Genomic DNA, 12,307 nt, shown 5'->3' with positions numbered 1-12,307 from the left:
GTGCACTGGTTTTTGCAGCACAGGGATGGCGGCTGGCAGCTTCCGGTGACCCTGCCGGCCCAATCCGGCCAGGAGCTCAGGGCTGCACCGCCTCGATTGCGGCAGCCTTGCCTTCAATCTGGAGCAGGCTGAAACGGTAGGCGACATAGTACTTGTAGATGGTCCCCACATAGTTGATCGGCCCCTGCCCCACCTCGTTGGCCACCAGCTGATCCACGTTGCCAAACCAGACATCGGGATCCAGCCCCAGTGAGCGGGCCTTGTTGCGCAATGCCTGCACCCGGTTGGGCCCTGCATTGTAAGCAGCTAGGGCAAACAGGTGACGATTGAGCCGATCCAGACCGGGATCGTTGAAATAGGTGTCGAGGATCAACCGCATATAACGGCAGGCGGCCTCCACGTTGCCCTCCAGACTCGCCAGCCTGGCCCCCGTGATCCCCACTTCCCGCCCGGTGGCAGGCAGCAGCTGCATGATGCCAACCGCCCCTTTTGGGGAGCGCACGTTGGGATTGAGACCAGACTCCTTGTATCCCAGCGCTGCCAGCATCAACCAGTCGATGTCATATTTTTCCGCATATTTTTCAAGCACCTTACGGATCTTTGCCAGTCGCCCCAAGGGATCCGGAGCCAATATGTTGCTCATCCGCTCGCTGTGGGCCAGCAAGCGCCGCAGGGTCAGATCGCTGAACAGGCTGTGCTGGCTGACGCTGGCCAGATAACCGTTGACCGCCTTGAGCAGCTCGGGGCTGTTTTTGCGCAGCGCCCAGGCACTGGTGCCATTGCTGCGCAGGGGCACCAGCTTGTGCGCCTTGAGACCATCGATCATCCCGAGCCAGATCCGCCCCTTGTAGCTGTCAGTCACCGTGAGGGGGATAATCCCGGCCGCCACCATCTCCAGCAAATCGCCATCCTGCAGATATTCGGGCACCGTCTCTATGTAGACGGGGGGCAGTCCCAGTTCGCGGAACAGCCAGTTGAGCTGGCGCAGGCTCTCGTAGTAACTGGAGCTGGCCCGCACCCAGACCCGCCGGCCGGAGAGCTGGGTGATGCGGTTAAAGGAGGGCAGGCTATTTTGGCTTACCACCCACTCCTCAATGGAAGAGATGAGCGGCCTGGAGAAGCTGACCTGCTCCCTTCGGGTCGGGGTGACCGTCATGGTGGCCGCCACCAGATCGCCACGCCCCTCCGTCAGATAATCCAGCAGCTTGTCCTGCCTGACCGGGATGTAAACCACCTTGAGCTTGACCTTCTCCTTGGCGAGATAAGTCTTGTTCAACCAGCGTTCGAACCCTTGCAGCTGGTTGACCAGGATGCCGTATTGGGCCCCCTTGTCGAGGAAGTAGAAGCCGCGCTCATAGACCACCAGGGCCCTGAGTTCACGCTTTTGCAGGATACTGTCGAGGTCCCCGGGCTGGGGAAGACGCTGCGGCTTGAGATCGGCCGCCAGCAGAGGAAGACACCAGAGAGCCAGCAGGCCCCAGATCCATTGCCGCATGTGTTCGCCTTTTGTTGGCCACTCGCGCCGGTCAATACCGACGGTGGAATAGACTAACTATAGAACTCGACCCACGGCAGAAGGGTCAACGCGGCAGGCGTACCTGCCGCATCATTACAGTGCTCAGATGGCGCGAGCCCGCATCTCGAAAATCAGTTTTTCGGCGGTGCAGGTGAACTGCAGGCGGGCTTTCAGGATCACCCCATCGGCGCCCTGGGTCAGCTCGCTGCTCACCTTGGCCTCTTCGGTGACCTGCTTGGCCAGCGCCTCATAGGCGGCCAGTTTGGCGCGGGCAGCACCCTCTTCAGCGGCCTCGATCACCAGATCCATCACGTCATCACCTTCGCCGATAATGGTGCCAATCTCGGCAAAGCAACCACAGCTGTCGCAGGTTTCGTTCAATTCAACTTTATCGTCTACAGACATACTTCCACTCCTACTCATTTCGGATGATTTGCATCGTCACGCAAGGCTTTACGAAAATCCCTGATGGCGGTACCCAGATCCTCGCCGGCGCTGGTCAGGCGTTTGCTGCCAAACACCAGCACGACCACCAGCAAGAGGATCAACAAATGCCAGATATGAATTCCACCGAGTCCCATAGGGAAACCTCTCATCCAGAGATATCTGCTGGTTGTATCAAATTAACGCGCAAGGATTGTTGGGTAAAATCAAGACGGGTGCAAGTTGGCAAATAAATCGCCCAAAAAATATGGCGGCCCGGGGCCGCCATATTGCTTGTGCTACTTTGTCCCCTCAACCGCTACATCCTGTACCAGCGGCCCTGGCGGGCCCGAGACCTCTAGAGGATAAGATCGCCAAGATATGAATACTAATGGTATAAATTCATCCTTGTATTGAACAGGATTCATATCATGCTACTGGAACAACTGGCCCGCATTGACCTCAATCTGCTCATCATCCTGCAGGTGCTGCTGGAAGAGCGCAACGGCAGCAAGGCGGCCCGTCGCCTTCACCTGAGCCAGTCTGCCGTCAGCAAGGCCCTGGGACGGCTACGCGAGACTTTCGACGACCCGCTCTTCATCCGTTCCGCCTACGGGCTGGAACCCACCGCCCGAGCCCAGACGCTGCAACAGCAGTTGCAACCCATACTGCTGTCGCTGGACAACCTGATCCAGCCCCCCGCGTTCGATCCCGCCAGTTCGGAGCGGGAGTTCGTCATCGCCAGCATGGACAGTGCCTTCACCCTGTTTGCCCCGCTCTACCTGAGCGAACTGAAGCGCCAAGCGCCACGGATCCGCCTGCGCTATGAAGAGTGGACCGAGAACAGCCTGACCGAGATGAGCCAGGGGCAGGTGGATATCGCCTTCACGGTGCGGGAGAACTGCATCAACTCGGATTACCGGCTCGATACCCTGCCAAGCAGCATCTGCCAGCGGCTGCTGGCCATCGACGGATTGACCTGCCTGGTGCAAAAGCATCACCCCGCGTTGCGGGAACCAGGCTGGGATCTGGACCACTATCTGCGCTACCCCCATGTACAGACCTACTGCGAGGGACGGGATCGCTGGATGCTGGACTACAAGCTGGCGGAACAGGATCTCTACCGGCGGATCGAGGCAACCGTCCCCTCGTTCGAGGCGGCGCTGCGGATGGGGATGCACTCCGACATGATAGTGACGCTCTCAAGTCTCTATGCCCGCCATGCGACCCAGGTCTATCCCCTGATGCAGCTACCTCTGCCCATCGAGCTGGACAGCATCTCCCACCTGCTGATCTGGCATCAGCGCCATGACGAGGATCCGGGCCATCGCTGGTTGCGCGAGACCCTGCTGACCCAGATCATGAGCCAACTTGAGCCTCACGCCCATACTGACGATCAGGACTGGGCCGTCACCTGCAAGTAGTGGTGCACGCCATCGAGCAGCATCTGCACCGAGATCATCACCAGCAGCATGCCCATCAGCCGCTCCACCGCAGTGAGTCCACGCTCACCCAGCAGCTTGTTGAACACCTCGTAGAACATCAGGATCACTGCGCTGGCGCCCCAGGCCATGAAGAGGGCCAGCGACCAGTCGACCATCCGGGTCGGCTCCTGGTTGGCGAGCAGCAGCAGGGAGGCGAGGATGGAGGGGCCGGCGATCATCGGGATCGCCATCGGCACCAGGAAGGGTTCTTCACCCGCAGCAAGCCCGGTCACACCGCCCTCTCCCGGGAAGATCATCTTGATGGCGATGAGGAAGAGGATGATACCGCCGGCAATGCTCACCGCCTCCTGACGCAGGTTGAGGAAGCTCAGGATCTGCTGGCCGACGAACAGGAACAGCATCATGATCGCCAGAGAGAAAAGCAGCTCGCGGATCATCACCTTGCGTCGCCGCTTGGGATCGATGTGACGCAGAATGGAGAGGAAGACCGGCAGGTTACCCAGCGGGTCCATGATCAGAAACAGCATGACTGCGGCAGAGAAGGTATCCATACAACGCCCTGGCTACGCCTTGAATAGCAAAAAGAGAAGGGGCGAAATATAGCAAAATGGGAGGTATTCAGCGAGCGCCATGATGCGCTCGCAGAGGGTCAACCGTGGTTGCAGATCTTGTCGGCGTGGGTCTGGAAGCCGTCGGCGGACTCGATGAACTTGCCGCGGGCAGCCAGGAAGTCAATCAGGGCCTCGGCATCCATCTCGCTGGCGCTGCAGGTATGAAAACGCGCCTGTTCGCCAAAACGCTCGGCCATCGCCTGCTTGAGGCTGGCACGGGTAAACTGTCCGCCCTGCTCCAGCATCATCTCCATCACTTCGTGACCATGTACCGATTGCGACATTTTGCACCTCATTAATGAACATATTTAATGCTCATTAAATCCTGTCAGGGCGCCGGGGATCTTGATGTAGACCAATAAATCACGCATTACCCGGTCAAGAGACTGGTCGTGGCGACTCCTTTGTCGATAATGTGGCAACCCGCATCGGGGATCGCTACACTGGCGCCCCTTTTGCCATTGCAGACAAATTAATAAGGATATTGGCGTCATGCTGTTCCATGGAGAGGCTTTCAAGCCCTGGCAGATCTGGACCCGCCGCCCACTCTGGCTCAAGACCCTGATCGGCATGCTGTTGGGGGTCACCCTCGGAGTCGGTTTCAAAGAGCAGGCCCTGCTGCTCAAACCCATCGGCGTGCTGTTCGTCAACACCATCCAGATGCTGATGGTGCCCCTCATCTTCTGCTCTGTCATCGCCGGCCTCACCGCCCTGCTCAAGGGCAAGAAACTGGATGTCATCAGCAGCAAGGCCATCGGCCTCTATCTGGGCTCCACTGCCATCGCCATCTGCATCGGCCTGATGATGGGCTGGCTGCTGGAACCCGGCATGGGTGCCGACATGGGCCCTTATGAACGGGTCGGGATGGTGCAGCAACCGACTCTGGGCACAGTGCTCAGCCAGCTGGTCCCCAGCAATCCCATCCAGGCCATGGTTGATGGCAAGATCCTTCAGGTGCTTGTCTTCGCCCTGGCCCTCGCCGTGGCGCTCAACGCCAGCGGCCGCCGCGGTCGCCCCGCCATCCGCTTCTTTAGTTCGTTGTCGGAGGGGATGTTCAAACTGACCCAGATGGTGATGGCGCTGGCGCCCTACGGCGTCTGTGCCCTGATGGCCTGGATGATCGGCAAATATGGCATCGACCTGCTGTTGCCGCTGTTCAAGGTGATCGGTGCCGTCTACCTCGGCTGCCTGTTGCATGTGCTGGGAGTTTACAGCGCCCTGCTGCTCCTGCTGGCGCACCTCAATCCGCTGCACTACTTCAAGAGCATCGTCGATGCCCAGGCCGTGGCCTTCACCAGCAGCTCCAGCTCAAGCACCCTGCCCATCAGCCTGGCCTGTGCCGAGAAACGGTTGGGGGTCTCTTCCGCCATCACTGCCAAGGTGCTGCCCATCGGTGCCACCATCAACATGGATGGTACGGCCCTCTATCAGGGCGTCACCGCCCTGTTCGTGGCCCAGGCCTTTGGTGTCGATCTGCACGTAGTGGATTACCTGACCATCATCAGCATCGCGACCCTGGCCAGCATCGGCACCGCCGGCACCCCGGGCACCGGTCTGATGCTGCTGACCCTGACCCTGACTGCCGTCGGCCTGCCGCTGGAGGGAGTGGCGCTCATCGCCGGGATCGACCGGATCCTCGACATGGCGCGCACCGCCGTCAACGTCTCGGGGGATATACTGGTTTCAGTGCTGATTGCGCGCAGCGAGAACGAACTGGATATGGCGACCTATCATGACGAACACGCAGGGGAAGATATCGACTTCCCCCTGCGCTAGCCCGTTCAACCGTCATGGGGATCGTGATGACAGCGCCAGCAGACATCAAAGTTGGCGCCATTTTCCTCCCCGCATTGACCACAGAGCCAGCCGTTGCCCTGACGTTGCTGGTAACGCTCGATGACTCTGCCGGCCTTGCTGCGATCCTCGGCTCGCACCATCAGGGTGACCTGAAGCAGATCGACTGGCAGCTCGCCCAATGCGCCTGACAGCCCCTCGCCACTGAGGCGCACCATGACCCCTTCCACTTCCAGCGCCCCCTTGAGCGCGTGGGCTTCAAGAGAGTGGGAGGCGCGATAGAGGTTGATCCAGTTTTCCATAGGTCCCCCTTACAGCAGCTTGTCGATGCCGAACTCGACACCGTTCTCCACCATGAAATCGATAAACGCCCGCAACTTGCGCGGCATCAGGCGCCGCTCCGGAAACAACAGATAGATGGGTACTCTCGGCTGTTGCCACTCAGGCAGCAGGGAGACCAGTTCACCGCGTTCCAGCTCCTCCAGACAGAGCATAGCGGGTAACGAAGCAAGCCCCAGCCCCGCCTTTGCGGCCTCCCTGGCGCAGGTAATATTATTAACCCGAAAACGGGATGGGGGGTCAACCAGAACCTCTCTGCTATCCCGTTCAAAACACCAGTGGGACGCCAGAAAACCGCTGCTGACCGCCACCCGCTCATGGCGGAGCAAGTCCTCCGGCCGGGCGATCGCCGGACTGCGAGCCAGATAGTCCGGACTGGCACAGAGCAGCCGCTCGGTACTCCAGAGCCGACGCGCCGCCAGATTGGAATTGCTCATGTCCCCCACCCGCACCACGGCGTCGAGTCCCTCGCTGATGGGGTCCAGGATCCGGTTGGTCAACTCCAGCTCCACCTGCATGGCGGGATAGCGCTGCAGAAATTTGGCGACCATGCGACCGACTACCAGTTGCCCGGTCTCGATAGGTACGGCCAGCTTGAGGGTGCCGGTCACCTCCTGCTGGCGGGCGCTCAGCATCAGCTCGGCCTCCGTCAGGGCATCCACCGCCTTGCTGCAGCGCTGGTAATATTGCTCTCCCTCTTCCGTCAGCGTGAGCTGGCGGGTGGAGCGATAGAGCAAGCGCACGCCGAGCCGACGCTCCAGCTCGGCAATGCGTCGGCTTACCATCGCCTTGGTCATCCCCAGCTCCTGGGCGGCGGCGGTAAAAGATCCCTTGTCGACGATACGAACCAGGATTAATGCGGCATTGAGATCCATTGTTTCACCAATGAGACAGTTATTCTCATAACCTGATACTAATCGAAACAGTTGGCCGGTGTTAGCCTGCGTCTCTTAAGTTCAGGAATCCCCCCGATGAGTCAACACAAGAAAATTCCCCTGCTGGCCGCCATGGTGCTGGCCCTGCTTGGCCTGCTGTTTGCCGGTTACTGGTATCTTCATGGCCGCTATTTCGAAAGCACCGACAACGCCTATTTGCAAAGTGAAGTGACCGGGATCAGCTCCAAGCTGTCCGGTTATATCAGCGAGATGCTGGTGACCGATAACCAGTCGGTCAAGGCGGGTCAGCTGATCGCCCGCCTCGATGATCGCGAGTTCCAAAGCCAGGTAGCAGAGGCACAGGCCGATCTTCACCTTATTCAGGCCACTATCGAGAACCTGGCCGCGACCCGTGTCCAGCAGTTGAGCCTGATCCAGCAGGCCGAAGCCAGGGTCGCCTCCGCCGAAGCCGAGCAACTGCGTGCCCGGCAGCAGGTGCAGCGAATAGGCCAGCTCAACCAGCGCCACTACAGCTCGCAAGATAGTCTGGACGAAGTGCGCGCCAGCCTGCAGGTCACGCAGGCACAGATGCAGGAAGCCAAGGCCGCCCTGCAGGCCGCTCGTGAACGGCTGCTGGTGCTGGATGCTGAAGCGAAACAGAATCAGGCCAAGCTGGCATTGAGCTCCGCCCAGCTTGAACAGGCCAAGCTGGAGCTTGGCTACACCGAACTGCGTGCCCCTGCCGACGGCATCATCGGCAAACGCAGCCTGCGGGAAGGGCTCTACGTCCAGTCCGGCATGCAGGTGGCCAGCCTGGTGCCGCTGCAGCAGGTGTGGGTCGAGGCCAACTTCAAGGAGACCCAGCTCGCTCACATGCAACCCGGACAAAAAGTGGAAGTGATCCTGGATGCCTATCCGGATCAGCCAATCGAGGGGATCATCGATAGCCTGGCACCCGCTACCGGCGCCAAGTTCGCGCTGCTGCCGCCGGAAAACGCCACCGGTAACTTCACCAAAATCGTGCAACGAGTGCCGGTCAAGATCCGCATCCCCGAGCCGGGTCCCCTGACAGGCAAGCTGCGCCCAGGCCTCTCCACCGAAGTGATAGTGGACACCCGCACTCCCGAACCTCTGGTTGCGGCCAACTGATGGAACCTATTCCACGCCGCAACTGGATCGCGGTCATGGGGGGCCTTATCGGTGCCTTCATGGCCATCCTCGACATCCAGATCACCAATGCCTCTTTGAAAGACATTCAGGGGGCCCTGTCGGCGACCCTGAGCGAGAGCTCCTGGATCTCCACCTCCTATCTGGTGGCGGAGATGATCGCCATCCCGCTGAGCGGCTGGTTGAGCCGGGGGCTGAGCGTGCGGCGCTACCTGCTGTGGACCACTGGGGCCTTCATCATCGCCTCCGTGCTCTGCTCGTTCAGCTGGAACCTCACCAGCATGATCATCTTCCGTGCGCTGCAGGGCTTCACCGGAGGGGCGCTGATCCCCATGGCCTTCTCGCTCATCGTGACTCTGCTGCCCCTGCAGAAGAGAGCCACCGGCATGGCGCTGTTCGGCCTGTGCGCCACCTTCGCCCCCGCCATCGGCCCGACCCTGGGTGGCTGGCTGACCGAACAGATGTCCTGGCACTACATCTTCTACCTCAATGTGCCACCCGGTCTGCTGGTGCTGGCGATGCTGGCCCACGGACTGGACAAGCAGCCGGTGGACTGGGGGGTGATCAAGCGAGTGGATCTCGTCGGCATCGTCACCATGGCGGTGGGGCTGGGTCTGCTGGAAGTGGTGCTGGAAGAGGGCAACAGGGAGGACTGGTTCGGTTCCAGCTTCATCGTGCGACTCACCGCCATCTCTGTGGTCGCGCTGGTGTTCTTCGTCATCAGTCAACTGCTCAGACGCCATCCACTGGTCAATCTGAGACTGCTGCACAACCCGCGTTTCGCCCTGGCCTGCTTTGCCTATCTGGTGCTTGGCATGGCACTGATGGGCTCCATCTATGTGCTACCGCTCTACATGACCCAGATCCACAACTACAACGCGCTGGAGATAGGGGAAGTGTTGATGTGGATGGGCCTGCCACAATTGCTGGTGCTGCCGCTGGTGCCCAGGCTGACCCACAAGATAGATCCGCGCTATCTGGTGAGCTTCGGCTTTCTGGTGTTCGCCGCCAGTTGCTTTATGAACGTCAACATGAGCGCCGACTATGCCGGCCCCCAGCTGATCCAGTCGCTCATCGTGCGGGCGCTGGGCCAGCCCTTCATCATGGTGCCGCTCTCGCTGGTGGCGACCGCCAGCCTGACCCATGACGAAATCCCCTCCTCTTCTACCCTGCTCAACGTATTGCGCAACCTGGGGGGCGCCTTTGGCATCGCCATCATAGCGACCATGATCGACAACGATACCCGGGTCCATGTCAGCCAGATCAGCAGTACCCTGGCCGCCAGCAGCATAGAGGGACAGAACTATCTGCTGCAGCTGACCCAGAGCATGATGGCACAAGGTTCTGGCCCGGAGCTGGCCAGGCAACAAGCCCAGACCATGCTGTCGAATACCATCAGCCGCGAGGCGGCCATCATGGCCTACAACCAGGTGTTCTATGTGATGGGCATCTTCCTGCTGATCGCCAGCGGCCTGATGTTGCTGCTCAAGCAACCAGCCCCCAGGGCAGCTGATGCCGAACCGATAGAAGCATGATGCCCTAATCAGAAACGGGCCCTTGGGCCCGTTTTGTGTTAGCGGTAATACTCAGCCCGCCAGCGACCCGGCTATCAGGAATTGCGCCGCAAAATAGCTGCTCATGATCCAAGCCCGAGCCTGGGGGAAGGGGCGGCGGAAGCGATCGAGTGCCAGCATAGTATCTGAGAAGAGGAACATCAGTGCCCCCACAAGAGCTGCGGCACTGCCTGCGGTCAGAGAAGCATGCCAGGCACCGGCTGCCACCCAGGCCATGCAGATGATCACCAACATGTAGCAGAAGACAGGGATCCGCATCTCCCCCAGCTTGCTCCACAAGACACCAAACACCATGCCGGCGACCAGCAACAGCAAAAGCCCATCCACCAGATTGAGCAACAAGGGACCTTGGGCAAAACCGACGATGTAACAGAGATGCGCGACAAGAAATGCCGCCAACCCCGCAACGAAACGATCTGCCGGCAGCATCAGCAACACATCACCCGCCAGCGAGAGACAGAGCCCAAGCAGGATCCAGGCGTGGGATCCATCGTGATCATAACCCTGGTAACCGAATGCCAGCGCGATGATAAACAGCATGGTCAGCGGCTTGCTGAGATAAAACTGGCGATAATCAGCACCATAGGCGGCGCGGATATGCCACCAACCGGATGCGATGATCAAGAAACTCAATAACATGCCCTGCCCCTTACCTGATGCTCGCTGCCATACGGAAACCATTCTATCTCATTGAGTAGATTAACAAATAGTCGTCCGCTGTGGCAGGGGGTTATCAAACGAGCGGACTAAGCCTAAAGTCTAATTGCAGCCCCGAGTCACTCAGGGCATAAGAGACGGGTTCGGAGGATCACCATGGAAGAAGCTATGAAAAACTATCTGCCTGCGATCGATATCATGATGTGCCATTTGGGGATCAGTTTTGAGCAGGCTTGTGAGCAACTGGGCCTCAGCCAGCTGGAACAACAGACCCTAAGTGCACTGCAAGAGCAGGATATGCCGGAATAATCCACCTTCAGGCAAGGTAAACGGCACATATCACGTAAAGAAAAAGCCGCCTAACTGGTGGCTTTCTCTTTTACTGATTGCCTCTTGCAACCAAGCCCTTCCAGAACGGACATATCAGGCTCAAGGGCAAGTTTCGCCAGAAAATGCCGCACCGAATCCCTCATCGCGAGGACCATGACTCATAGTCCCCGACGCCAACAAGAGGACGCGCTCGCTGGCAAAAAAATAGGATACAAACCTGATCCTGAGACGCCTTCGGGTTATCATCTGGCCTCGACAAGCTGAAGGTGACAGATTTCGTGGGTATTCGCGCTCAACAAAAAGAAAAGACCCGGCGTACATTGATCGATGCTGCATTCAGCCAACTGTGCGCCAACCGTAGTTTCTCCAATCTCAGCCTGCGGGAGGTCGCCCGAGAGGCCGGCATAGCCCCGACCTCCTTTTATCGCCACTTCCGCGATATGGAGGAGCTGGGATTGACCCTGGTGGACGAAGGCGGCCTGACTCTGCGTCAGCTGATGCGCCAGGCCCGTCAACGCATTGCCGGTGGCGGCAGCGTCATCAGCACCTCGGTGCAGACCTTTATGGAGTTCGTCGAGAACAACCCCAACATTTTCCGGCTACTGTTGCGGGAACGCTCAGGCACCTCGGCCGCATTCCGCCAAGCCGTGGCACGCGAGATCCAGCACTTCATTGCCGAGCTGACCGACTACCTTGAGGCCACCACTCAGGCCCCGCGAGAAGACGCCTATATTCAGGCCGAAGCCATGGTCACCATCGTATTCAGCGCCGGGGCAGATGCCCTCGACATGACCAGCGAGGAGTGCCGTGCGCTCTCCGAGCGTACGATTCGCCAGCTGCGAATGATCGCCATGGGTGCCGAGGTTCAAAACCAGAAACGCCATGCCCCTCACTCATAACCATTGGATGGAGAACGATATGCATGAACAGCTCATGATCCCGAAAAAGCCTCTCATACTGGCACTGCTAACTGGCATCTGCGGAGATGCATCGCTGGCTGTGCTGACCAACTCGCAAGTTCCCTTCTCCCTCTATCCTCTCATCGCTTTTGTGCTGGCAGCCTATCAACTGTTTTTGCACTATCGACAGGAGCCCATGGTGGGCAATACCCCGATATGTACCCTGCTTTGCTTCTTTATCGGTGTATTTGGTCATTCCGCCCTGCTCAAGGTGCAATACCCGGATATGGGCAGTAATTTCTTCTCTCTGATCATGATGTTGCTGCTATTGGCCGCCCTTTCCATCAAGCTGGGCCTGAGTTTTGGCAAGAAAGAGAAAGCCTGAAAGAACCGAATATCTGTATTAACCAGTACAAAATGAAGATAAAAAGCCTTCCATCGGGAAGGCTTTTTTACGGCTGCAGAGGAATAGGGAAAAGTCGATGCTTCCCTGAGGCCAGGGTTTGAGAAGCCAGCAGCAAGCAACTCTCTGACTGGACGGACACCGTCCGGCTCAAGCATAAGAGACTGCAAGCCGGGAGGGTGTTGCCAGTGGCAAATCGCAGTCCTGCAGTTTTCTCTTCTTTCCTTATTCCCGTTCGCAAATGCCAGAAAGCAAAAAAGCCTTCCCTATCTGG

At 58.9% G+C, this 12,307-nt stretch carries 15 protein-coding genes; 7 read left to right on the top strand and 8 right to left on the bottom strand.

Going from position 1 to position 12,307, the window contains the following annotated elements; genetic code table 11:
- Positions 1-76 precede the first annotated feature (76 nt).
- The 3 genes from BN1123_RS18835 to tatA form a co-directional block, all read right to left on the bottom strand.
- Complete coding sequence (locus BN1123_RS18835) at positions 77-1,495, bottom strand: MltF family protein (protein WP_042028979.1); 1,419 nt, start codon at positions 1,493-1,495, stop codon at positions 77-79.
- A gap of 123 nt (positions 1,496-1,618) precedes the next feature.
- Complete coding sequence (locus BN1123_RS18830) at positions 1,619-1,921, bottom strand: YfcZ/YiiS family protein (protein ID WP_042028976.1); 303 nt, start codon at positions 1,919-1,921, stop codon at positions 1,619-1,621.
- Between the two features lie 14 nt (positions 1,922-1,935).
- Positions 1,936-2,097: a twin-arginine translocase TatA/TatE family subunit gene (gene tatA / locus BN1123_RS18825; RefSeq protein ID WP_042028974.1), complete on the bottom strand. Its 162-nt coding sequence runs from the start codon at positions 2,095-2,097 to the stop codon at positions 1,936-1,938.
- Between the two features lie 273 nt (positions 2,098-2,370).
- Between tatA and BN1123_RS18820 the strand changes: the two genes are divergently transcribed.
- Positions 2,371-3,363 carry a LysR substrate-binding domain-containing protein gene (locus BN1123_RS18820; protein ID WP_042028973.1) on the top strand — a complete coding sequence of 331 codons (993 nt, stop codon included), beginning with the start codon at positions 2,371-2,373 and terminating at the stop codon, positions 3,361-3,363.
- Here BN1123_RS18820 and BN1123_RS18815 read toward each other — a convergent pair.
- Both BN1123_RS18815 and BN1123_RS18810 read right to left on the bottom strand, forming a co-directional pair.
- Positions 3,336-3,935, bottom strand: a complete 600-nt coding sequence (locus tag BN1123_RS18815) for a YhgN family NAAT transporter (protein ID WP_026455977.1) — start codon at positions 3,933-3,935, stop codon at positions 3,336-3,338. The two genes, BN1123_RS18820 and BN1123_RS18815, sit on opposite strands and share 28 nt — an antisense overlap.
- 98 nt (positions 3,936-4,033) lie before the next feature.
- Positions 4,034-4,279 (bottom strand): YecH family metal-binding protein, encoded by a 246-nt coding sequence (locus BN1123_RS18810; protein ID WP_026455976.1) that lies wholly within the window; start codon positions 4,277-4,279, stop codon positions 4,034-4,036.
- Between the two features lie 208 nt (positions 4,280-4,487).
- Here BN1123_RS18810 and BN1123_RS18805 point away from each other — a divergent pair, with 208 nt between their 5' ends.
- Positions 4,488-5,771, top strand: a complete 1,284-nt coding sequence (locus BN1123_RS18805) for a dicarboxylate/amino acid:cation symporter (protein ID WP_042028972.1) — start codon at positions 4,488-4,490, stop codon at positions 5,769-5,771.
- A 5-nt stretch (positions 5,772-5,776) separates the two neighbouring features.
- Here the strand turns inward: BN1123_RS18805 and BN1123_RS18800 are convergent, their stop codons facing one another.
- Entirely contained in the window at positions 5,777-6,091 is a 315-nt protein-coding gene (locus tag BN1123_RS18800; protein ID WP_026455974.1) for a putative signal transducing protein, read from the bottom strand.
- 9 nt (positions 6,092-6,100) lie between these two features.
- Positions 6,101-7,003 (bottom strand): LysR family transcriptional regulator, encoded by a 903-nt coding sequence (locus BN1123_RS18795; protein ID WP_042028971.1) that lies wholly within the window; start codon positions 7,001-7,003, stop codon positions 6,101-6,103.
- A 96-nt stretch (positions 7,004-7,099) separates the two neighbouring features.
- Here BN1123_RS18795 and BN1123_RS18790 point away from each other — a divergent pair, with 96 nt between their 5' ends.
- Together BN1123_RS18790 and BN1123_RS18785 are read left to right on the top strand one after the other, a co-directional pair.
- Positions 7,100-8,152 carry an HlyD family secretion protein gene (locus BN1123_RS18790; protein ID WP_042028970.1) on the top strand — a complete coding sequence of 351 codons (1,053 nt, stop codon included), beginning with the start codon at positions 7,100-7,102 and terminating at the stop codon, positions 8,150-8,152.
- The gene (locus BN1123_RS18785) at positions 8,152-9,705 is read left to right on the top strand and encodes a DHA2 family efflux MFS transporter permease subunit (protein WP_042028969.1); all 1,554 of its coding nucleotides are present in this window, start codon (positions 8,152-8,154) and stop codon (positions 9,703-9,705) included. Before BN1123_RS18790 ends, BN1123_RS18785 begins: the two co-directional genes overlap by 1 nt.
- Before the next feature lie 51 nt (positions 9,706-9,756).
- Here BN1123_RS18785 and BN1123_RS18780 read toward each other — a convergent pair whose 3' ends face one another.
- Entirely contained in the window at positions 9,757-10,383 is a 627-nt protein-coding gene (locus BN1123_RS18780) for a lysoplasmalogenase (RefSeq protein WP_042028967.1), read from the bottom strand.
- Between the two features lie 186 nt (positions 10,384-10,569).
- Between BN1123_RS18780 and BN1123_RS21535 the strand changes: the two genes are divergently transcribed.
- The 3 genes from BN1123_RS21535 to BN1123_RS18770 all read left to right on the top strand — a co-directional run bounded on the left by BN1123_RS21535 (position 10,570) and on the right by BN1123_RS18770 (position 12,015).
- Positions 10,570-10,710 carry a hypothetical protein gene (locus BN1123_RS21535; RefSeq protein ID WP_167335320.1) on the top strand — a complete coding sequence of 47 codons (141 nt, stop codon included), beginning with the start codon at positions 10,570-10,572 and terminating at the stop codon, positions 10,708-10,710.
- A gap of 299 nt (positions 10,711-11,009) precedes the next feature.
- The gene (gene fabR, locus BN1123_RS18775; RefSeq protein WP_026455969.1) at positions 11,010-11,630 is read left to right on the top strand and encodes an HTH-type transcriptional repressor FabR; all 621 of its coding nucleotides are present in this window, start codon (positions 11,010-11,012) and stop codon (positions 11,628-11,630) included.
- Between the two features lie 19 nt (positions 11,631-11,649).
- Complete coding sequence (locus BN1123_RS18770) at positions 11,650-12,015, top strand: YijD family membrane protein (RefSeq protein ID WP_042028966.1); 366 nt, start codon at positions 11,650-11,652, stop codon at positions 12,013-12,015.
- Positions 12,016-12,307 lie beyond the last annotated feature (292 nt).

This window comes from Aeromonas enteropelogenes (assembly GCF_000819845.1).
In the GTDB taxonomy this organism is placed as follows: Bacteria; Pseudomonadota; Gammaproteobacteria; order Enterobacterales; family Aeromonadaceae; genus Aeromonas; species Aeromonas enteropelogenes.
This window is presented reverse-complemented; position numbering and strand designations above follow the sequence as displayed.